The 20,303-nt window shown below is 70.4% G+C and carries 15 protein-coding genes, 2 tRNA genes and 1 pseudogene; 10 read left to right on the top strand and 8 right to left on the bottom strand.

Annotated elements, in window-relative coordinates; translation table 11 throughout:
- Positions 1 to 4: 4 nt before the first annotated feature.
- Both ORI60_RS06185 and ORI60_RS06180 read right to left on the bottom strand, forming a co-directional pair.
- Complete coding sequence (locus ORI60_RS06185) at positions 5 to 1,285, bottom strand: ABC transporter substrate-binding protein (RefSeq protein WP_266035269.1); 1,281 nt, start codon at positions 1,283 to 1,285, stop codon at positions 5 to 7.
- 12 nt (positions 1,286 to 1,297) lie between these two features.
- Complete coding sequence (locus ORI60_RS06180) at positions 1,298 to 2,491, bottom strand: ABC transporter ATP-binding protein (RefSeq protein ID WP_266035267.1); 1,194 nt, start codon at positions 2,489 to 2,491, stop codon at positions 1,298 to 1,300.
- 132 nt (positions 2,492 to 2,623) lie between these two features.
- On the opposite strand from ORI60_RS06180, the gene ORI60_RS06175 reads away from it, so the two are divergent.
- Complete coding sequence (locus ORI60_RS06175; protein ID WP_266035265.1) at positions 2,624 to 3,307, top strand: response regulator transcription factor; 684 nt, start codon at positions 2,624 to 2,626, stop codon at positions 3,305 to 3,307.
- Complete coding sequence (locus tag ORI60_RS06170) at positions 3,304 to 4,518, top strand: sensor histidine kinase (protein ID WP_266035264.1); 1,215 nt, start codon at positions 3,304 to 3,306, stop codon at positions 4,516 to 4,518. The genes ORI60_RS06175 and ORI60_RS06170 overlap by 4 nt, the downstream gene beginning before the upstream one ends.
- A gap of 9 nt (positions 4,519 to 4,527) precedes the next feature.
- Here ORI60_RS06170 and ORI60_RS06165 read toward each other — a convergent pair whose 3' ends face one another.
- A complete protein-coding gene (locus ORI60_RS06165) occupies positions 4,528 to 4,824 on the bottom strand; it encodes a YiaA/YiaB family inner membrane protein (protein WP_030477227.1) in 297 nt (98 codons plus the stop codon).
- 204 nt (positions 4,825 to 5,028) lie between these two features.
- Positions 5,029 to 5,271: pseudogene (locus ORI60_RS44715) on the bottom strand (trehalase-like domain-containing protein); the annotation flags it as partial.
- Positions 5,272 to 5,552: 281 nt separating this feature from the next.
- Here ORI60_RS44715 and ORI60_RS06160 point away from each other — a divergent pair.
- Together ORI60_RS06160 and ORI60_RS06155 are read left to right on the top strand one after the other, a co-directional pair.
- Positions 5,553 to 6,995: a sigma-70 family RNA polymerase sigma factor gene (locus tag ORI60_RS06160; RefSeq protein ID WP_266035260.1), complete on the top strand. Its 1,443-nt coding sequence runs from the start codon at positions 5,553 to 5,555 to the stop codon at positions 6,993 to 6,995.
- A gap of 47 nt (positions 6,996 to 7,042) precedes the next feature.
- The gene (locus tag ORI60_RS06155; protein WP_266035259.1) at positions 7,043 to 7,516 is read left to right on the top strand and encodes a hypothetical protein; all 474 of its coding nucleotides are present in this window, start codon (positions 7,043 to 7,045) and stop codon (positions 7,514 to 7,516) included.
- On the opposite strand, the gene ORI60_RS06150 is transcribed toward ORI60_RS06155, so the two are convergent.
- A complete protein-coding gene (locus ORI60_RS06150) occupies positions 7,502 to 10,174 on the bottom strand; it encodes an AfsR/SARP family transcriptional regulator (RefSeq protein ID WP_266035257.1) in 2,673 nt (890 codons plus the stop codon). The two genes, ORI60_RS06155 and ORI60_RS06150, sit on opposite strands and share 15 nt — an antisense overlap.
- Positions 10,175 to 10,374: 200 nt before the next feature.
- Between ORI60_RS06150 and ORI60_RS06145 the strand changes: the two genes are divergently transcribed.
- The 3 genes from ORI60_RS06145 (at position 10,375) to ORI60_RS06135 (ending at position 13,458) form a co-directional block, all read left to right on the top strand.
- Positions 10,375 to 11,391, top strand: a complete 1,017-nt coding sequence (locus tag ORI60_RS06145; RefSeq protein WP_266035256.1) for a LacI family DNA-binding transcriptional regulator — start codon at positions 10,375 to 10,377, stop codon at positions 11,389 to 11,391.
- Positions 11,392 to 11,552: 161 nt separating this feature from the next.
- Positions 11,553 to 12,461: a hypothetical protein gene (locus tag ORI60_RS06140; protein WP_266035255.1), complete on the top strand. Its 909-nt coding sequence runs from the start codon at positions 11,553 to 11,555 to the stop codon at positions 12,459 to 12,461.
- Between the two features lie 298 nt (positions 12,462 to 12,759).
- Complete coding sequence (locus tag ORI60_RS06135; protein ID WP_266035254.1) at positions 12,760 to 13,458, top strand: aminoglycoside 3'-phosphotransferase; 699 nt, start codon at positions 12,760 to 12,762, stop codon at positions 13,456 to 13,458.
- On the opposite strand, the gene ORI60_RS06130 is transcribed toward ORI60_RS06135, so the two are convergent.
- The 3 genes from ORI60_RS06130 to ORI60_RS06120 all read right to left on the bottom strand — a co-directional run bounded on the left by ORI60_RS06130 (position 13,455) and on the right by ORI60_RS06120 (position 14,496).
- Positions 13,455 to 14,195, bottom strand: a complete 741-nt coding sequence (locus ORI60_RS06130) for a DUF1684 domain-containing protein (RefSeq protein ID WP_266035253.1) — start codon at positions 14,193 to 14,195, stop codon at positions 13,455 to 13,457. The genes ORI60_RS06135 and ORI60_RS06130 overlap by 4 nt on opposite strands.
- A 76-nt stretch (positions 14,196 to 14,271) precedes the next feature.
- A tRNA-Ile gene (locus ORI60_RS06125) sits at positions 14,272 to 14,343 on the bottom strand.
- An 80-nt stretch (positions 14,344 to 14,423) separates the two neighbouring features.
- Positions 14,424 to 14,496: transfer RNA gene (locus ORI60_RS06120), tRNA-Gln, on the bottom strand.
- 300 nt (positions 14,497 to 14,796) lie between these two features.
- Here ORI60_RS06120 and ORI60_RS06115 point away from each other — a divergent pair.
- The 3 genes from ORI60_RS06115 (at position 14,797) to ORI60_RS06105 (ending at position 20,192) form a co-directional block, all read left to right on the top strand.
- On the top strand, positions 14,797 to 16,338 hold the full coding sequence (locus ORI60_RS06115) for a glycoside hydrolase family 13 protein (RefSeq protein WP_266035252.1): 1,542 nt from the start codon (positions 14,797 to 14,799) through the stop codon (positions 16,336 to 16,338).
- Positions 16,339 to 16,429: 91 nt separating this feature from the next.
- Positions 16,430 to 16,576 (top strand): hypothetical protein, encoded by a 147-nt coding sequence (locus ORI60_RS06110; protein ID WP_266035250.1) that lies wholly within the window; start codon positions 16,430 to 16,432, stop codon positions 16,574 to 16,576.
- Between the two features lie 88 nt (positions 16,577 to 16,664).
- On the top strand, positions 16,665 to 20,192 hold the full coding sequence (locus tag ORI60_RS06105; protein WP_266035249.1) for a DUF4132 domain-containing protein: 3,528 nt from the start codon (positions 16,665 to 16,667) through the stop codon (positions 20,190 to 20,192).
- Positions 20,193 to 20,303 lie beyond the last annotated feature (111 nt).

Here is a 20,303-nt window from a genome sequence, read left to right as displayed (position 1 = left end):
AGCCTCATTTTCCGTAGGCCTTCGCCGCGTTGGCTTCGAGCCGCTGCATGATCCCGTCGACGTTCTTCGGGTCGGCCAGGAAGTCCTGCAGGTCCTTCCACTCCCCCGCGCCCTTCGTGCCGCCGAACGCGGCCGGCGCGAGGTCGGACATGTCGAACCGGACGTTGTCCCCCGCGTCGACGATCCGCTTGGCGAGCTCGCGGGTCACGGCGTCGGGGTAGGCGGTCTCCGGGATGTCCTTGTTGGGCGACAGGAACCCGCCCAGCCCGGCCCAGACCTTGCCCGACTCGGGCGAGGCGAGGAACTTCATCAGCTCGGTGGTCGCCTTGTCGTCCTTGAACTGCACGGCCATGTCACCACCGGCGACCACGGCGTCCTTGCTGCCCGCGACCGACGGGAACGGGAAGAACTTGGCGTCCTCGCCGACCTTCGCCTTGGTGTTCGTGGTGATGATGCTGGCGACGAAGTCCGCCTCGAACACCATCGCGGCCGTGGAGGGCTCGCCGAAGACGTTGGTCACGGACTTCGGGAACTCGGTCTGCAGCGCGCCGCCCGCGATCAGCGTCGGGTCGCCCCAGAGCTTCGCCAGTTCCTCCAGCGCCTTGCGCACGGTCGGGTCGGTCCACGGGATCTCGTGCTTCGCGAGCTTGTCGTAGTTGTCCGGGCCCGCGGTGCGCAGGTAGACGTTCTCGAACCAGTCGGTGAGCGTCCAGCCGTCCGCGCCGCCGACCGACACCGCGGCGAGCCCGGTCTCGGAGATCGCCCTGCTGGTGGAGATCAGGTCGTCCCACGTCGCCGGCGGCGTGGCACCGACCTGCTGGAAGGCCTTCTCGCTGTACCAGAACGCGGACTTGTTGGCGGTCTTGAAGGTGAAGCCGTAGAGCTTGCCGCCGACGCTGCCGAGCTGCTTCCACACCGCCGCGTTGTGGTCGGTGACGGCCTTCTCGACGTCGGCGTTCACCGGCTTGAGCGCACCCGCCCCGGCGAACTGCGCGACGAGACCGGGCTGGGCGATGAGGGCGACGTTCGGTGGTGTGCCGCCCGAGATTCTGGTCTGCACCACCGTCGGCAGCTCGTCACCGGCGGGTGTGTACTTGACCTCGGCGCCCGTCTTGTCGGTGAACACCTTCAGCACCTGCTCGAAGCTCTTCTGCTCGTCGCCGGTCCACGGGCCGACGACCTCGACGGTCTGGCCCTCGAGGTCCTCGGTGGTCCCGGTTCCCGCCGCACCGCCGGAGCACGCGGCGGCGGTGAGCGCGAGCAGCGCGATCCATTGCTTCCCCATTGAAGCTCTCCTCTACTTCCAGATCGAGGACCCGGTGGCCGGGTCGAAGAAGTGCAGCCGGGAGGTGTCCACCCAGGCGGCGACGGGTTGTCCTTCGTAGATGCGGGTGCGCGGGCTGAACCGTCCGACGAGGACGGTCCCCTTGCTCGCCCTGGGCAGGTCGTCGGTGCCGGTGTCCTTCGCGAGCTCCCGCGTGTCGTCGGTGACGACCGGAGGGACGTCGACCGGGAAGTGCACGAGGACGTCCGAGCCCATGGCCTCGACGAGGTCGGCGACGGAGTGGAGGATCTCGCCCTCGCGGGCGTCGGCGAGAGCGGTGTCCTCCATGTCCTCCGGGCGGATGCCGACCACGACGTCGCGGCCGACGTACCGCTTGAGCGCGGGTCGTTGCTGCGGGACGGACTCCGGCAGCAGCAGCGCGTCGGAGCCCAGCGAGACCCAGAACCGGCCGTCGGAGTCCTCGTCGAGCTTCGCGGACACGAGGTTCATGCCCGGCGAGCCGATGAACCCGGCGACGAACAGGTTGACCGGCCGGTCGTAGAGCTCCTGCGGCGGCCCGACCTGCTGCAACACGCCGCGGCGCATCACGGCCACGCGGTCGCCGAGCGTCATGGCCTCGGTCTGGTCGTGCGTGACGTACACCGTCGTCACGCCGATCTCGCGCTGGATCCGCGCGATCTGCGCCCGCATCTGCACGCGCAGCTTGGCGTCCAGATTGGACAGCGGCTCGTCCATCAGGAACGCCTGCGGCGCCCGCACGATCGCCCGGCCCATCGCGACGCGCTGGCGTTGCCCGCCGGAGAGGTTGCGGGGCTTGCGGTCGAGGTGCTCGGTCAGTTCGAGGACCTCGGCGACCTCGCGCACGCGGTGGTCGATCTCCTTCTTGGGGAGCTTGCGGAGCGTGAGTCCGAACGCGATGTTGTCGTAGACGTTCAGGTGCGGGTAGAGCGCGTACGACTGGAACACCATGGCCACGTCGCGGTCACGTGACGGCACGTTGTTGACGACGTTCTCACCGATGTGGATCGTGCCTTCAGTGATCTGCTCGAGCCCGGCGATCATCCGCAGCGCCGTCGTCTTGCCGCAGCCCGACGGGCCCACGAGCACCAGGAACTCGCCGTCGCGGATCTGCAGGTTGAGGTCGGTGACCGCACGGGTGCCGTCACCGTAGGCCTTGCCCAGCCCCGTCAGAACGACTTCTGCCACGCCCACTCCCCGGTTCGGTGTGGTGCAGACCGTAGGCCCGCCACCCCTAAGGGAGATTTAAGGACGAAACACGATCTCGATAAGCTCGTGACACCTCTCCCCATCGACCGGTTCGCTGCTTACGCTGCGTGTATGTCGAAGGTGCTGGTGGTCGAGGACGACCCGGTGGTCCAGGCGGCGCTCGTGCACGCGCTGACCGACCTCGGGCACGTCGTGCAGGCCGTCGGCACCGCCGTGGCCGCTCTGCGCGAGGCGGGGACGTCCGAGCTGGACCTGGTGATACTCGACCTCGGCCTGCCGGACCTGGACGGCGTCGCGGCGCTGCGGATGCTGCGCGGGGTGAGCAACGTGCCGGTGATCGTGGCGACCGCGCGGGGTGCGGAGGCCTCGGTCGTGAGCACGTTGAACGCGGGTGCGGACGACTACATCGTGAAGCCGTTCTCGGCCGAGCACCTGGCCGCGCGGATCAACGCCCTGCTGCGCCGCACGGGTGGTTCCTCGGCGCCGTCCGAGGTCGTGGAGCTCGGCGGGTTGCGCATCGACCTCGCCCAGCGGGCGGCGACGCTCGGCGACTGCGCTCTCGCGCTGAGCAGGCGGGAGTTCGACATGCTGGCCTACCTGGCGCAGCGGCCGGGCCGGGTGATCTCCCGGCGAGAGCTCATCCAGGCCGTGTGGGGCAATCCGTACGTGGGCGACGACAAGACGATCGACGTGCACGCGTCCTGGTTGCGGCGCAAGCTCGGCGAGACCGCGGCGCATCCCCGATACCTGCACACGGTCCGGGGCGTCGGGTTCAAGCTGGCGGCGCCCGAATGAGGGCTGTCATCACCCGCGCCCTGCTGCTCTCCGCCGGTCTGGTCGCCCTGGTCTTCGTGGCCACAGCTGGATTTCTGGTCTGCTCGCACGCCGCGGCCGCCGCCGCCGAGGCCGATCGGCGGGACGCGGCCGTCGTCGCCGGGGTGCTGGCGGTGTCCTCGGATCCCGACGCCGTCCGGGGAACGATCGCGCGCACCACCGCCGGTGCCGAGGGGCGGTTGTCCGTGGTGCTGAAGGACGGCACGCGGCTCGGGGCAGGCGGTGGCGCGCCGGTCGCTTCCGTCGGCGGGGCGGTGGTGTCGGTGGTGCCCGCCACCGTGCCGTTCCCGTTCTTGCCGGTGTTCCTGGTCTTCGGAGTCGCACTCATGGCCCTGGGCGCGGCGGTGTGGCTGGGGCACAGGCCTTTCACGCCCGTGCTGGCGGCACTGCGCGAGCTGACCACGTCGGTCGGGAGGCGGGTGCGGCTGCGCGGGCCGCGCGAACTGGAGGCGCTGGCGGCGTCGATCGACGAGGCCTCGTCGCGGACGTCGCAGCTGCTCGCGAAGGAACGCGAGATGATCGCGGACGTGTCGCACCGGCTGCGGACCCCGCTGGCGGCCCTGCGGCTGGACGCCGACGCGGTGGGATCGGGGCCCGTCGCCGACCGGATCCGCAGCGCCGTCAGCACGCTGGGGCACGACGTCGACCGGATCATCCAGTCGCTGCAGCCCGCCGAGGGCGAGCAGGCCGGCACGTGCGACGTGGCGTCGGTCGTGCGGACGCGGATGGCGTTCTGGTCCGCGCACGCCGCCGACCAGGGCCGGATGTGCGAGATCGACGCGGGCGAGCCCTGCTGGGTGCCGCTGGCGCCCGACGCGCTGGGCGCCGTGGTGGACACGTTGCTGGAGAACGTCTTCCGGCACACGCCTCCCGCCGCCCCGGTCGGGGTGTCGGTGGTGCGGCACGGCGGGTGGGTGACGCTGGTCGTCGAGGACGGCGGCACCGGGCTGGCCGATCCGTCCTCGGCGTTGCACCGCGGCAGCAGCGGCGGCGGGTCGACCGGGCTGGGCCTGGACATCGCCCGTGCCGCCGCGGAGGCGACCGGCGGAACCATCCACCTGGAGCGCGGGCGGCTGGGCGGTGCTCGCGTGCGCCTGCGGTTCGGGGAGGCCGACAGCCACCACGAACCGGCGAGCCCTCGCGCGTGGCGGCTGTGGCACGGCCACCCCTGACCCCCTCGGTCAGGGAACGTCGATCTTGAACGGGTCGTGGTCGGTGAGCAGCTTGTCCAGCCGGGCTCTGTCCACCCGGCTGGTGATGTAGGTGTCCTCCTGGCGGTCCCTGAGCACCTTCGCCAGCGTGAACGCCGAGGTGACGGTGTAGAGCATCGCGATGCCCAGGAACGCGCGCACCCATCCGTCGACGGGCAGGAACACGACTCCGATGCCGACCGCGGTCAGCGAGAGCCCGAACGAGAGGACCGCCTGCACGTAGAAGGCGGCGGTCGTCGGCGTGTGCGAGGGAGTGGCAGAGGTCATCATCCGAGAGTCCTGGGTCACACCCCGGCTGTCATGAGTACGGCTACTCATGTCCAGATCACGTTCCGTCCAGCAGCTCCGGAAAGCGCCTACCTGGGTTCGCGGGGTCGGGACCGCCCGGTCCAGTCCTCTGTGGATGACGGGCACCGGCGGCGGATTCCGACTGGACAACTTTCTGGTCAAAATCCGCACGGGGCGCGCACTTCACCACCGCGGCACCCGCCTTCGCCCGAAAGCACCAGTCCCGACGGTGAACCTGTCGGTAACCTGAGGACCCGTCCAGCGGGTTCGCGCGGACATGACGCCGGATGCGTGCCGTTGGCCCAGCGCGGCCTGGTTCCTTTGGGGCCACACCGAAAAATATCCGGCCTCACCGATTAGTTTCGCGAACAAAGCGGGCGGGTTCGGTGGGCCCGACGGCACGTCCGTGTCCGGCGTGACCAGGGCAAAGGCGTGGTCGGCGAGATCGGTGTCGCGGCTCCGGAGCCAGCCAGGTCAGGAAGTCCACGCAGGTAAGGCAAGTAGGCGCTAGGGCCATCGGTCCTGTGTTGGGTGAGACTTGGACGAGTCCTAAACCTCTTTTATTACATCGGATTCGGATGCGTGGATTGTTCGCGTTGAGTCATGTCGATAGGGTCCGCGTATCACCACAGGGCATCACGTTAAGAGGGCTTTCTTTGATCGGGCAGCGTGGACGACCGTCGTCGGATGCCGACCTGATCGATGCCGTGAGAGACGGCAAGGTCGAGGAGTACGGCAAGCTCTACGAACGGCACGTGCGCTCGGCGACCATCCTGGCGATGCAGCTGTCCACCTCGTCCTCGGACGCCGACGACCTGGTGGCGGAGGCGTTCGCCAAGGTCCTCGCCGCGTTGCGCGGTGGCGGCGGTCCGGGAACCGCGTTCCGGCCGTACCTGCTGACGGCGGTGCGGCACGCGGCGTACGACCGCACCCGCAAGGAGAAGCGGCTCGAGCTCGCCGGTGACATCGAAGAGGTCCCCGGCGCCACCAAGGCGACCAGCGTGCCGTTCCGCGACAAGGCGATCGAGGACCTCGACCAGGCGCTGGCCGCGACGGCGTTCGCGACGCTGCCCGAACGGTGGCAGACGGTCCTGTGGCACACCGCGATCGAGGGCCAGTCCCCCGGTGAGATCGCGCCGTTGCTGGGGCTGACCGCGAACGGCGTCTCCGCGATGGCGTTCCGCGCGAGGGAGGGCCTGCGCAAGGCGTTCCTGCAGGCGCACATCAACCAGGAGCCGACGGAGAAGTGCCGCGCCACGGTGACGAAGCTCGGCGCCTGGACCCGCGGCGGGCTCAAGGGTCGTGACGCCGTCCAGCTCGACGCGCACATGGACGACTGCGCCGAATGCCGCAAGCTCGCCAGCGAACTGTCCGACGTCAACGGCGCGCTGCGCGGACTCGTCGCCCCCATCGTGCTCGGCACGGGCACCGCCGGGTACCTCGCCGCCGCCGCGACCGCGTCCAAGGGCGCCGCGGTGACCGTCAGCCTGACGTCGTGGCTGGGCGTCGCCGCCTCCGCCGCGGCCGTCGTGGTGGTCGCCGCGTCCGGAGTGGTCAGCTCGGACGGCGGGCCGTCCTCGACGATCCCCGGCGCCGCGCCGGCGACGAGCACGAGCAGCTCGGAGGGCGCGACGCAGACCGGCCAGCCCGGTCAGCCCGGCTCGCCCCAGACCGCCGCCGGCGCGCCGACGGGCACCTCCGCCGGTTCGGCGGCACCCGGCGCGGGGACGAGCGGTGTCGCCGGACCGCCGACCACGACGAACAACAACACGGTCGCCCCGGCTGCGGCCAACCTGTCCGGATCGGCGCCCGAGGGCGTCGCCATGACGACCGACGGCCCGCCCAACGAGATGAACATCAGCGTCACCAACAACGGCACGGCGCCGACCACGGTGCCGACGTTGACGCTGACCATGCCCGACAAGATCAAGACTGTCGGGCCGGGCAAGACGGCGGCGGGCGTGATCGGGTGCCCGGCCGGCAAGGGCACCGTGACGTGCGAGGGCGGTCAGACGCTGGCGCCCGGCCAGACGATCACGTTCCGCGCCCGGCTGCAGGCCGGTCCCAAGGCCGGTGACGGGGTCATCACCGGCGTGGCGGGGCCGGTGCAGGTGAGCATCCCGATCACGATCGCCCAGGCGCAGGCCTGAGTCCACTTCGGACTGCGGGATCGGCACGGGCACCGCACCATGGGCGGGTGGAGGAGCTCACGGCCGCGCTGACGGAGCTGGAGGCACCGTTCCGCACGCTCGTCGACGACTCGGAGTGGGCGCACGCGAGCGTGGAGGGCCTCGTGCTCGACCTGGGCACCTGGTGGTCCGCCGACGCCCTGACCAGGCTGCAGCCGCAGGTGACGTTCAGCGACGCCTTCAGCGAGGCGAGCCGCAACAACGGCGGGACGTACGTCGAGGGGTACGTCTGGGCCGGAGGGCAGGCGGTCGCGGCCGCGTGGTGCGGACTCGGCGGCGCGGTGGTCTACGGGCCCCGCGCCGAGGCCTACCTCGGGGTGGCGTTGTCCCCGCACTTCTGCCGCCGGATCCAGCAGCGCAACGGCACAGCCGCGGTGCTCATGAGCAAGCACCCCAGGCTGTTGCCGTTGCTGCGGGACGGACTGCCACGGGGTGCGGTGCTGCCCGGCGGCAGGCCGGGCCCCCGCTCACTCGACGCCTAGCGCCGCGAACCTCTCGTCCGCCTCCTTGCGGTGCCGGGCGGCCTCGGCCGGATCCACGACCGCGCGGGCCAGGTGCTTGTGCGCGTTCGCGGCCTCACGCGGGTCGTCGATGCGTTCGGCCAGTTCCAACGCCTCACGCAACCGCACGACTGCCTCGGCGGGGCGTCCGGCCGCGGTCAGCACCTCACCGAGGTAGTTGAGCACCACGGTCTCCGTCGTGACGTCACCGATCGCGCGCACGGCGGCCAACGCCGATTCCAGCGCCTCCAACGCTTCGGAGTGCCGGCCCATGGCGTGCAGGATCATGCCCAGCGCGCTCTGGGTGTCGGCCTCGTCGCGACGGCTGCCCATCTCGCGCATCAGCGCGAGCGCCGACGTGCACGCCTGCAGCGCCTCGTCGTAACGGCCGAGCGCGCTGTAGATGTTGCTGACGTTGCTCATCGCCTGCGACTCGAGGTGCCGGTCGCCGAGCTGGCGGGCCACGGTGATGGCCTGTTCGAGCAGGTCAGCGGCCTCGGCGTGCCGTCCGAGGGTCCGGTAGACCAGCGAGAGGTTGTTCAGCGTGCCCGCAACCCCCTGCAGGTCGCCGAGCTCCCGGAGCATCTCGATCGCGCGCTCGTTGTAGTGGATGGCCTTCGGGTACTGCGCGGTCTGCCAGAACACCATCGCGTAGTTCTTCGTGGTGATCGCCAGCGCGACCGGCTCGTCCTTCGCGGCCTCCAGCGCCAGTTCGTTGATCGTGGCCCAGTCACGCGTGTGGCCGCGCACCATGCAGAAGAACGTCAACGCGCGCGCGAGCTGCCACGTGTGCGTGCGCCAGTCACCGTCGAGCGACAGAGCCACGGCGGCCACGAGGGTCTGGCGTTCGGTCTCCAGCCACTCGACCGCGTGGTCGTAGTCGCGCAGGACCAGCCTCGACTCAGGCCGGTAGGTGATGTCGACCTCGTACCTGCGCGCGGCGGGCGACATGAGCCGGGTCGCCTGGTTCGCCGTGTCGAGGAAGTGGTCGAGCAACCTGGTCAGCGGTGCACGGGAGCTGTCCACCTGGGACTGCGCGTACTGCCGGAGCAGGTCGTGCATCCGGTACCGGCCAAGCGTCGTCGACTCCAGCAGGTGCACGTCGACGAGGTCCTCGAGCATCCCGTCGGTCTCCAGCAGGTCGAGCTCGCCCAGCGCCGCGGCCTGGTGGACGTCGAAGTCGGTGCCGTGGTGCAGGCCCAGCAGGCCGAAGAGCCGCTGGTGAGCGGCGGGGAGCTGGCTGAACGACAACGCGAAGACGGCGTCCAGTTCGGATAATCGTCCCTCTCGCAGCCGCGTCGCGAGGTGGGCGGTGGTCCAGGTAGGACGGCTGCGGAGCCGTCCGGCGGCCAGGCGCACGGCCAGCGGCAGGCGTCCGCACAGCTCGACCACCTCGCGAGCGGCAGCGTCGTTGCCGCGCTCGTCGCCGACGATCGTGGCGAACAGCTCCAACGCCTCCGCCTCGGACAGCACGTCCAGCGTGAGCGTCGAGGTGCCCTCCAGCTCGACCAGCCGGGCACGGGACGTGACCAGCACCAGCGAACCCGGCACGCCCGGCAGCAGCGGGCGCACCTGGTCGGCGCTCACCGCGTTGTCGAGCACGACCAGCAACCGGCGCCGGGACAGCTCGGCCCGCCACAGGGCGGCCCGTTCGTCCAGGCTGACCGGGATCTCCTCCAGGCCGAGCGCGCGCAACAGCACGTCGAGCGCGTCCGTCGGTTCCACGGGCGCACGGCCCGCGGTGTGCGCGTGCAGGTCGATGAACAGCTGACCGTCCGGATACTCCAGGCGGTGCGCCAAGTGCACGGCCAGCGTCGTCTTGCCCACGCCCGGCATGCCGTCGATCGCCGAGATCACCACGGCCGCCTTGCCGGTGACCGCCCTGGTCAGCCGGTCCATCTCGGCGATGCGGCCGGTGAAGTCCGCGACGTCGCGGGGCAGCGTGTTCAGGGCCGGCCGCGGCTGGTCGCCGCGCAACAGCCGCGCGTGCAGTTCACGCAGTTCGCCGCCCGGATCGGTGCCGAGCTCGTCGGCGAGCAGCACCCGCACGTCCTCGAACGCCTGCAGCGCCTCGGCCGGCCGGTTGGCCCGCTGCAGCGCGTGCATGAGCTGCAGCCACAGCTGTTCCCGCAACGGGAACTGCTTGGTCAGCCGCCGCAGCTCGGGGATCAGCCGCTCGCCCTGGCCGAGCTCGATCGACAGGCGCGCGTGCTGCTCGGCGACGGTGAGCCGCCGTTCCTGCAGCAGCGTGAGCTCGGCCTCGAGCCGCGGCCCCACGACGAGACCGTCCAGCGCCGGGCCACGCCACAACGCGAGCGCTTCCTCGTACTTCGCGACCGCCGCCCTGTGGTCGCCCTGCTTCAGCGCCTCGTCGCCGGCCGCGCACAGCCCGTCGAAGACGCCGACGTCGACCTCTCCGTCCGGCACCTTGAGCCGGTAGCCGCCCGGAACGGTGACGAGGTCGTCCAGCACGAGCTTGCGCAAGGCCGCGACATAGGTCCGGATGTTCGATTCGGGAGCCGCGGGTGGGGATTCCCACACCGCTTCGCTCAGATGTTCAAAACTGACCGTCTCGTTGGCGTGCAGCGCCAACGCCGCGAGCAGTGCCCTTTGCCGGGGCCCGCCCAGCCGCAGTTCCACGCCCCCACGCCAAATCTGCAGCGGCCCAAGAAGCCGATACCGCACTAGCCCTCCTCGGGGGGCATGGTGCCAGAACTCGGGGGTGCTGTGCGGAATTTGTGCGGACGATCTTGGAAACTTGGCGCACGCCGCCGTGAAGAGGGGGAACGAAGATGGACCTGAACAGATCATGGTCCGGCCAGGCAGCCTAGGATGGCCGCATGACCGAGACGGCGAAGCGACGTCCCGGCCCCCGGATCGAAGAGGTCGCGCGGGTCGCCGGAGTGTCCAAGTCGACCGTCTCGCGCGTGATCAACGACGAGCAGTACGTCAGCGCCAAGGCCCGTGAGGCCGTCCACGCCGCCATCGCGCAGCTGGGCTACTCCCCCAACCAGGCCGCGCGCTCCCTCGCCGGCAACCGGGCGAACGCCATCGCCCTGGTCGTCTCGGAGCCGACCGGCCGCGTGCTGTCCGACCCGTTCTTCGCGGGCGTGCTGCGGGGCATCCACTCCGAGCTCGCCGGCCGCCACATGCAGCTGCTGCTGATGATGAGCCAGCCCTCCGACACCGGCGATCTCGTCACCTACCTGAGCAGCGGGCACGTCGACGGCGCGTTGCTGGTCAGCCTGCACGGCGACGACCCGCTGGTGCCGATGCTCGCCGAGATCGGCCTGCCCGTGGTGTCCGGCGGGCGGCCGCTGGGCACCACCGTCCCGTTCGTGGACGCCGACAACTTCACCGGCGCCCTGGAGGCCGCACGCCACCTGGCGTCGCTGGGCCGCAAGCGCATCGCCACCGTCGCCGGGCCGAAGGACATGGCCGTCGGCGCCGACCGCCTGAGCGGGTTCAAGCGCGGCCTGAGCGAGGCCAGGCTCTCCGCCGACCTGGTGGCGCACGGCGACTTCACGCCGGAGAGCGGCGCACGCGCCATGGAACTGTTGCTGCGCAAGGCTCCCGACCTCGACGCGGTGTTCGTCGCGGCGGACATCATGGCGCTGGGCGCGTTGCAGGTGCTGCACGCGCAGAGCAAGCGCGTGCCCGAGGACGTCGCCGTGGTCGGGTTCGACGACTCGGTGTTCGCCGCGACCGCCACACCGCCGCTGACGACGATCCGGCAGGACGTCGAGGAGCTCGGGCGCACGATGACGTGGCGGTTGCTCGCGGAGCTGGCGGGCGAGCACGGGCTCCCCCCGTCGCTGCTGCTGCCCACGTCGTTGGTGCTGCGCTCCAGCGCCTGATCGGGTCAGCCGAAAGGACTTACATCGGCGATCGTCGACCGTCCGTGACGATTCTGGCCGATTTTCACCCGTTCAGCACAACATCAGGGCACTTTCGGTAACACTCGCAGTGAGTTCTCGATGGTGAGGCGTACAAGCCCACCCTCGAGGGAGTTGCGACAGTGATCGAGAACTCGGCCGCCGGTCTGGTGATGGTTCCCGGCGAGGTGACGGTGACCGTCACCGGCGAGCAGCACCACCAGGACGTGCTGTCGCGGTACTCGGTTCCGGACGGCGTGACGCGGCACGTCGCCGTGAGCCTGACGTGGTGCGTGATCGCCGCGGGCAAGCACCGCGGTCAGCGCGGGATCGAGGTGCGGCTCGACGGCCACCGCGTGGGCGAGCTGACTTTCCTGATGTCGCAACGGTATGCGCCCGTGCTGATGCACGTGGAGTCCGGCGGAGGGTCGACCGGCTGCGCCGCGTTCGTCCAGCTCGGCGGCAACGGGCTGCTGCAGATCTCGCTGCGCATGCCCCGCGAGATCCCCCGCGGCGCGGTCGTGCCGGTCACGACGGCGCGCAAGTCGTGGGTGGTGCCCGTGGCCATCGGCGCGGCCAGCCTGCTCGCGTTCGTCTTCGTGATGGGCGTCATCGGGGCCGCCGTCGGCGGTGCGCCGGACAAGGGCAGTGCGGCCAGCCTGACCACGACGGCCTCGCCCACCACGACCACGACGACCGTGGCGCCGACCAGCACCACGACGTCCACCACCACGACAACGACCACCACTACGACGACCACCACCACCACCACTCCTGCCGCGGTCGCTCAGCCGAAGCCGCAACCCCAGCCACAGCCACAGCCCAAGCCGCAACCCCAGCCTCAGCCCGTTCCGCAGCCGCAACCCCAGCCCCAGCCGGCGCCGCAGCCCGCGTGCAACCAGAACTACAGCGGCTGCGTCCCGATCGCGTCCGATGTGGACTGCGCCGGCGGCAGCGGGAACGGACCCGCCTACGTAGCAGGCCCGATCCGCGTCATCGGCACCGACGTCTACGGGCTGGACAGCGACAAGGACGGCATCGCCTGCGAGTGAGCGTCAGCGCTGGACGAAGACACTGCCCGCCTGGAACGTGATGTCGGGCTGGCCGGTCTCGCCGTCGATCGGCAGGGCCGGCCGGTGCAGTCGTGTTCGACCAGGTCGACGCACGCCGAGGAGCCGATCGGCGAGACGGTGAACCTGGCACCCTCGTAGCTGGCCTGGTCCCAGGCGCAGAATCCTCCCCAGTCTTCCCCTTCGTCTCGACCATTCCGCTCTTCGCGTTGCCACGTCGAGGATTTTCGGCACCGGAACTCGGTTGGTCGGACGCCGCCCGCGCGGGGAGGATGATCGGGTGAACATCCCCGACGAGGTCCTGCGCGCCTCCGGTCCGGCCACCGCGTGGTCCGACGACCACGAAGGTCTGTCCGGTGACGTGTGGAGGGCCGGGTCCAGTTACGTGAAGCGTTCGGGCGTGGAGGAGCGCGACCGGTTGCTGTGGCTGGGCAAGCACTTCGAGGTTCCCGAGATCCAGGCGTTCGCCGAGGGCTGGCTGGTGCTGGCCGATGTCGGCGCACCCTCGCTGGCGTCCGCCGACCCGGTGCTCGCCGCTACCGCGATGGGCGCTGCGCTGCGGTCGTTGCACTCGTTGCCGGTGGCGTCGTGTCCTTACGACGCGACGATTCCCGTTGTGCTGGAAAGGGCTCGCCGCAACGTCGAGGCGGGCCTGGTGGACCCGGAGGACTTCGACGACGACAACCTCGGTGTCACACCTGAGGAGTTGCTGGAACAGCTGGTCGCCACCGCCCCTGCCGCCGAGGACCTCGTGGTGGCGCACGGGGACTTCTGTCCGGCGAACGTGTTGCTGCGCCCCGACGGCTCGACCGTGCTGATCGACGTGGCGCGCCTGGGCGTGTCCGACCGGCACCGCGACATCGCGCTGGCACACCGGGAACTGGGCGAAGAGGCCGCAGCCGCGTTCGACCGCGCCTACGGCCTCACCCCCCGCCCGGAGATGCTCGCCTGGTACCGGTTGCTCGACGAGTTCTTCTAACCGCGCTCGTACGGCGTCTTCTCCCCCGCCTCGACGCCGAACGGCAGGTGGTTGCCCGCGGGCGGCAGCGGGCAGGTGGCGAAGTCGGTGAACGCGCACGGCAGGTTCGTCGCACGGTTGAAGTCGAGCACGACCTCGCCGTCGTCCGGGGTGGCGGCGAGCTGCCGGTTGGCCGCGTAAGTGGTGACGCCGCTGGTCTCGTCGGTGAACAGGATGCTCAGCCCGCCGTTGCGGCCGTTGAACGCCGTCAGCGTGTGCTCGGTGCCGTTATACGTGAACCGCACACGGCCCGGTGCCTCGTACACGTGGCTAAGGCCTTCCACCACCGCACCGACGGTCGTGGGCACGGGCGCGTCGAATGGTTCGTACACGCCTTCCAGCACCCACTTCTCCTGCGGCTCGTACGACGGCACGCCCCTGAAGTCCTGCAGCACCGGGGCTTTCGGGTCGTGCACGCGGATCAGGTATCCACCGCGCCGGGCGATCTCGATCTCGACGTCACCCGCGGCGACCCGTGTGCCGGCGCCGCTCTGGACGAGGTCGAACCGCCGCGTTTCTCCCTCGTTGCGCCAGAACGCGGCGTCGTCGTCTTGCCACCACTCACCCGGTAGGCCGTCATAGGCGCGTGGGCTCGTCTCCAGCCAGTCGAGTGAGACCAGCGCCAACCACCCGTACGGGTCTGCCAGCGTGGTCTCCCGCTCCGTCTTCCAGGTCTGCCAGTCCTCCGCGAAGCTCATGTTCTTGCCAACGACGGGCGCACGGCGTCGCTTCCCTGTTCCACGCAGTGGGACACGTGGGCCTTCCTCGTTCTCCTGGTCGCGCGTCCTGGTGTCGAACCAGGCACCCCAGGCTTATGAGGCCTGGGTGATCGCCGGATCCCGCGCGCTGGAGTGACCGACCGGACTCGCACCGGCTTCGACCAGGACCACAACCTGGCGCCTCGACTGCTTCGGCTTCGGTCACGGCTGCCCGTCGAGGACTCGAACCTCGATCTCCGCGTTCAGAGCGCGGTGTCCGTGCCAATTGGACCAACGGGCATCAAAAAAGCCGCCTCGTCGCTGAGTGCGACGGGACGGCTCCCCGGAGACACGAGTCAGCTCATGCCGGGGAGCGCCAGATCTGCTGATGGCGCATGTGGTGCATCACGGCTGGCTCCCTCTCCCCGGTTCGTCGAGATCCACTCTGACGGATGGCGTGGCGCGCTTGCAACGCATTATTCGGGGCTGCAAAAGTTTGCAGACCTGGAGTCTCTTCTCTAGGAATCCTCAAGCCGACTTGCGGAAAACTTTTGCAACGTCTTTCCTGGTTCGCTGACACACCCCATCGGAAGGCAGGGACATGTCCCACGACTGGTGGCGCCACGCCGTCATCTACCAGGTCTACGTGCGCAGCTTCGCCGACTCGGACGGCGACGGTGTCGGCGACCTGCCCGGTATCCGCTCGCGCCTGCCCTACCTGCGCGACCTCGGTGTCGACGCGGTCTGGATCACGCCGTTCTACTCGTCGCCGATGGCGGACGGCGGTTACGACGTCGCGGACTACCGCGCGGTCGACCCGCAGTTCGGCGGACTCGACGACGTGCGCGCGTTGGTGGACGACGCGCACTCGCTCGGCATCCGGGTGATCGTCGACATCGTGCCGAACCACACCTCCGACCAGCACGCGTGGTTCCAGGAGGCGCTGGCCGGACGTGGCCGTGAGCGCTACATCTTCCGCGAGGGCGTCGGAGACCAGCCGCCCAACGACTGGGAGTCGGTCTTCGGCGGCCCGGCGTGGACGCGCGTGGCCGACGGGTCGTGGTACCTGCACCTGTTCGCCCCCGAGCAGCCGGACCTGAACTGGGAGCTGCCCGAGGTGCGCGCGGAGTTCCTCGACGTGCTGCGGTTCTGGCTCGACCTGGGCGTCGACGGGTTCCGGGTGGACGTGGCGCACGGGATGATCAAGGCGCCGGGGCTGCCCGACATCGGCCACGCCGACCAGCTCAAGCTGCTGGGCACGGAGCCGTTGCCGTTCTTCGACCAGGACGGTGTGCACGAGATCCACCGCGAGTGGCGTGCGGTCGTGGACTCCTACCCCGGCGAGCGGGTGCTCGTCGCGGAGGCGTGGACGCCTTCGGCCGAGCGGACGGCCATGTACCTGCGTCCCGACGAGATGCACCAGGCGTTCAACTTCCACTACCTCTCCGCCGAGTGGACCTTCGAGGCCGTGCGGTCGGTCATCGACTCGTCGCTGGCGGCCGTCGAACCCGTGGGGGCGCCTACCACCTGGGTGCTGTCGAACCACGACGTGCAACGGCACGTGACGCGGTACGGCGGCGGCGAGGCCGGACTGCGCCGTGCGCGCGCCGCGCTGGCGTTGATGCTGGCGTTGCCGGGATCGGTGTACCTGTACCAGGGCGAGGAACTCGGGCTGCCCGAAGTGCTGGACCTGCCGGACGAGGTGCTGCAGGACCCGATGTGGGAGCGGTCGGGTCACACCGAACGCGGTCGCGACGGGTGTCGCGTCCCGTTGCCGTGGGCGGCTTCCGGGCCGTCGCTCGGGTTCGGCACCGGCGGGGCGTGGCTGCCGCAGCCCGCGGACTGGGCGAAGCTCAGCGTGGAGGCCCAGACGGGCGACCAGGACTCGATGCTGTCCTTCTACCGCAACGCTTTGCGCGTGCGCCGCGAGAACCCCGCGCTGGGCGCCGGCCTCACCTGGGTCGACGGCCCGGCCGGTGTGCTGTGGTTCGAACGGGACGGGGTCGCGTGCGCGGTGAACCTGTCCGGTGCCGTCGTGGAGCTGCCGGATCCGGGGTCGGTCCTGCTGGCCTCGTCGTACTACGGGGTGCGCGACGGGCTGCTGCTCCTCCCGCCGGACACAGCGCTGTGGTGGAAGCTCTGACCAGCTGTTCCACCTGATCGACGAAAACTGTCAGACCCCCTGAGTACGGTCCGTGGACATCAGTTCCAGGTCGAACTCAGGGGGTCTTGCTGTGGGCAGGTGGGAGCTCGTTCCCGGCGGTACGGCGACGTTCTGGAAGGTCGCTGGGGCAGCTGCCGGGACGACCGTCCGGTTCGGACGGCTGGACCTCGTCACCGCCTCCGAGCTCCTCCCGGAACTGAACCCGCTGCACGCGTGATCGCGGGAACGGTTGATCGACCTCCAGCGTCAGACCGGCTCGGCACGATCGGCGCCGGACACCTCGTTTCGAAAGCAGGGAGCAGTCAGTGCGCAGGTGGGAGCTCGTCTCGGGCAGCGCGGCGAAGTTCTGGGAGATCGATCAGGACGGTGCCGCGGTCACCGTCCGGTTCGGACGTCTGGACACGCAGGGCCAGACCCAGACCAAGGAGCTGGCGTCCCCCGAGGCGGCCAAGGCACACGTCGCGAAGCTGGTGACGGAGAAGGAGAAGAAGGGCTACCGCCCGGTCGCCACCGGCGCGGCGGAGTCCCAGCCGGCCACCGCCACGCCCGTCGAGTCGGCCGAGGCGCCGGCCGCTGCCCGACCCGCGGCGGCTCCGGCGGCGGCCACCTCGCGCACCGCGGAACCCGTCGACGAGGACACCTGGGTGATGCCCAAGGTGTGGCTGCGCGACGTGGTGCGGCAGCGCGGCTTCCACCCCGCCCCGCAGTTCGCCGTCGACACCGGACTGGCCGAGGAGGCCAGGCAGCGGCTCGCCGAGCAGAAGGACACCGCGGTCGAACGGGTCCTGTCCGAGCCCGTCTCCGACTCCGACCTCGTCGAGGCGGCGCGCGACCACCTGGCCGGCCGGCCCAATCCGGTCGGTGCGGCGGCGATCGCCGCCGTCCTCGGCACCGGCGAGCAGTCCGTGCACGCCTGGATCGCCGACCACGGCCTGGTGTTCGCGACGGAGGCCACCGTCGAGTTCATGCGCCTGGTCTGCGTCCGCCAGTGGCTGGCGCAGCAGCACACCTACGGCAACGAATACCTGACGCCGCGCGGCGGGCCCGTCCACATCACCATCGGCAGCGTCGACAGCAAGATGCTCACAGCGGTCCGGTACGCGCTCGCGGTCGCGGAGGACGCGGAACGCGGCGCCGCGGAGGCCGCGCTGAGCAGGCAGGGCGAGGCCGACGCGGCCCGCACGAAGCTGATTCGGGCATTTCTGATGCCGGGCAGGCCCGGCTGGTTCGCGGAGGCCTGCCAGACGCCGCACACGGGCACCCGCTGGTGGCTGCTCCACTGCAGTGCCAGCACGTTCGAGGAGTTCGAGATGGCGCCGTCCTCGGTGTCCAGCCATTCGGCCGTCCTGCACACGGCGCTGTACGTGCTGGGCCCGGCGATCGCGCCGTTGCTCGCGAAGTCGCTCGACCACCAGTACCAGCGTGCGGACACCCGCAAGCAGGTGCTGAAGACCCTCTCCGTGCTGCCCACCGACGAGGCGTTCGCCCTGCTGCTCGACCGGATCGACACCAAGTACGTGCGCCCGGTGGTGCTGTCCATGATGGCGGCCTTCCCGGCGCGGGCGGCCCGGCTGCTCGGAGAGCGCTCCGCCCACAACGACGAGTTCCGCCAGCTGCTCAGCGTGCACCTGAAGACGTACCCGCACCTGGAAACGCCCGCGGGCTTCGTCGAGGTGGAGACGACGGCGGTACCGGAGGCTCCCGCGGAGGCGTTGCCGCCCGTCCTGGCCTCGCCTCCGTGGCTGAACCGCAAGCCTCCGGTGAAGCCGGTGGTGGTACCGGACCTGCCGGTGCCGAGTTCCTCGATCACGTGGCAGCCGGGTGAGCGGGAGGAGTGGCTGAGGGACGGCCACTGGGACACCCACCGCTACAAGACCTGGCAGCACTGGCTCGCGGAGTACGAGGCGGGCCGGATCGGGTACTACATGGCCGACCTGCTCATCGGGGCGCCCGAGGAGAAGGTGCGGCACCTCCTCGCGGACTGGCAGCCGAACCTGGGCTGGAGCGCGGAGTCGGCCGGCAAGCGGCTGGCCGCGAAGTTCGGCTTCGACGCGTTGCCCCCGCTGCTGCGCATCGCGGAGAAGAACTCGGCGTCGGCCGTCATCCTGCTGCCGTTCGCGACACCCGAGGTGGCCGCGCTGATGGCGGACTGGCTGGTGCGGCTCAAGCAGGTGCGCAAGACAGCGCTGAGCTGGCTCGCCCGGCACCGCGAGCAGGCCGCGCGCCTCCTCGTTCCCGCCGCGCTGGGCAAGCCCGGCGCCGAGCGGCGCAACGCCGAGACCGCGATCCGCCACCTGCACGGACTCGGCGTGGACGTGGTGGCGCTCGCACCGAGCCCGGCCGCGGCCGCCGCACTGGAGTCCTTCCTCGCCGTCGACCCGGTCGACGTGCTCCCCGCCAAGCTGCCCGTGGTCGGCGAGTGGGCCGACACCCGCCTGCTGCCCCAGGTCCTGCTGCGCGACCGCAAGCAGGCCCTGTCCGCCGAGACGGCGCGCCACCTGCTGATGACGGCCGCGCTGTCCAAGCCGGGTGACATCTACGCCGGGCTGCCGATCGCCCGCGAGGCGCTCGACGAGGACTCGCTGGCGGAGTTCGCGTGGGCGGTCTTCCAGCGCTGGCAGGAGGTCGGCGCGCCGTCGAAGGAGAGCTGGGCGCTGACCGCCCTCGGCTGGTTCGGCAACGACTCGACGGTGCGAGCGCTGTCGCCGTTGATCCGGGTCTGGCCGGGCGAGAGCCAGCACACCAGGGCGGTGGCGGGCCTCGACGTGCTCTCCGACATCGGCACCGAGGTCGCCCTGTCGCACCTCAACAGCATCGCCGAGAAGGTGAAGTTCAAGGGCCTCAAGACCAAGGCCCAGGAGAAGGTCTCCCAGATCGCCGACGAGCTGGGCCTGTCCCGCGACCAGCTGGCAGACCGCCTCGTGCCGCGCCTGGGTCTCGACGACGCGGCGAGCCTGGTGATCGACTACGGCCCGCGCCAGTTCACCGTGGGCTTCGACGAGCAGCTCAAGCCCTACGTCCTCGACCCGGACGGCAAGCGCCGCAAGGACCTCCCGAAGCCCGGCGCGAAGGACGACCAGGACCAGGCACCGCTGGAGCACAAGCGGTTCGCGGCCCTGAAGAAGGACGTCCGCGCCGTCGCGTCCGACCAGATCCACCGCCTCGAACGCGCCATGGTCGACCAGCGCACCTGGACCGCCGAGGAGTTCCACACCGTCCTGGCCGATCACCCGCTGCTGTGGCACATCGTCCGCCGCCTGGTGTGGATCACCGCTGACGGCCGGTCCTTCCGCCTGGCCGAAGACCGCACGCTCGCCGACTCCGCCGACGACGAGTTCACCCTCCCCGAGGACGCCACCGTCCGCGTTGCCCACCCGGTCGACCTCCGGTCGGAACTGGACACCTGGGGCGAGGTCTTCGCCGACTACGAGATCCTCCAGCCGTTCCCGCAGCTGGCCCGCCCGCTGCACCTGGTGCCCGAGGGCGAGGACCTCCTGCCCCACCTGAAGAAGTACTGCGACGTGGACGTCCCGGTCGGCAAGGTCCTCAGCCTCACCAAGAAGGGCTGGATCCGCGGCGAGCCCCAGGACGGCGGCGTGGAGTGCTGGATCACCCGGCCGCTGCCGTCCGGAGGCGCGCTGGTCGCGTCGCTGGACCCCGGCATCGCGGTGGGCGCGATCGACGTCTTCCCCGAGCTCAAGTTCACCGAGCTGTGGTTCTCCGCCGACGGGCAGGGCTACTGGTCCTCCCAGCGCAACGCGGCGAGCACCTTCACCACCGACGCCGTCTCGGCCTCGGAAGTGTTGTCCGAACTGGAGTCACTGCGGCCGTAGGCCTCGAACCAGGGGGTCTGACCAGCTCTTCCAGCCGGTGCGGAAGAATTGTCAGACCCCCTGGGTAACGTCCGGTGCATCAACTCCCTTGTGTGGCCCAGGAGGTAACGC

The organism is Lentzea sp. NEAU-D7, from assembly GCF_026242055.1.
Lineage (GTDB): Bacteria > Actinomycetota > Actinomycetes > Mycobacteriales > Pseudonocardiaceae > Lentzea.
This window is presented reverse-complemented; position numbering and strand designations above follow the sequence as displayed.

What these genes read in the sequence shown, in the direction of transcription:
- ORI60_RS06185 (WP_266035269.1), bottom strand. Translation starts at nt 1,285, where the DNA reads ATGGGGAAGCAATGGATCGCGCTGCTCGCGCTCACCGCCGCCGCGTGC.
- ORI60_RS06175 (WP_266035265.1), top strand. Translation starts at nt 2,624, where the DNA reads ATGTCGAAGGTGCTGGTGGTCGAGGACGACCCGGTGGTCCAGGCGGCG.
- ORI60_RS06170 (WP_266035264.1), top strand. Translation starts at nt 3,304, where the DNA reads ATGAGGGCTGTCATCACCCGCGCCCTGCTGCTCTCCGCCGGTCTGGTC.
- ORI60_RS06165 (WP_030477227.1), bottom strand. Translation starts at nt 4,824, where the DNA reads ATGACCTCTGCCACTCCCTCGCACACGCCGACGACCGCCGCCTTCTAC.
- ORI60_RS06145 (WP_266035256.1), top strand. Translation starts at nt 10,375, where the DNA reads ATGACCGAGACGGCGAAGCGACGTCCCGGCCCCCGGATCGAAGAGGTC.
- ORI60_RS06130 (WP_266035253.1), bottom strand. Translation starts at nt 14,195, where the DNA reads ATGAGCTTCGCGGAGGACTGGCAGACCTGGAAGACGGAGCGGGAGACC.
- ORI60_RS06115 (WP_266035252.1), top strand. Translation starts at nt 14,797, where the DNA reads ATGTCCCACGACTGGTGGCGCCACGCCGTCATCTACCAGGTCTACGTG.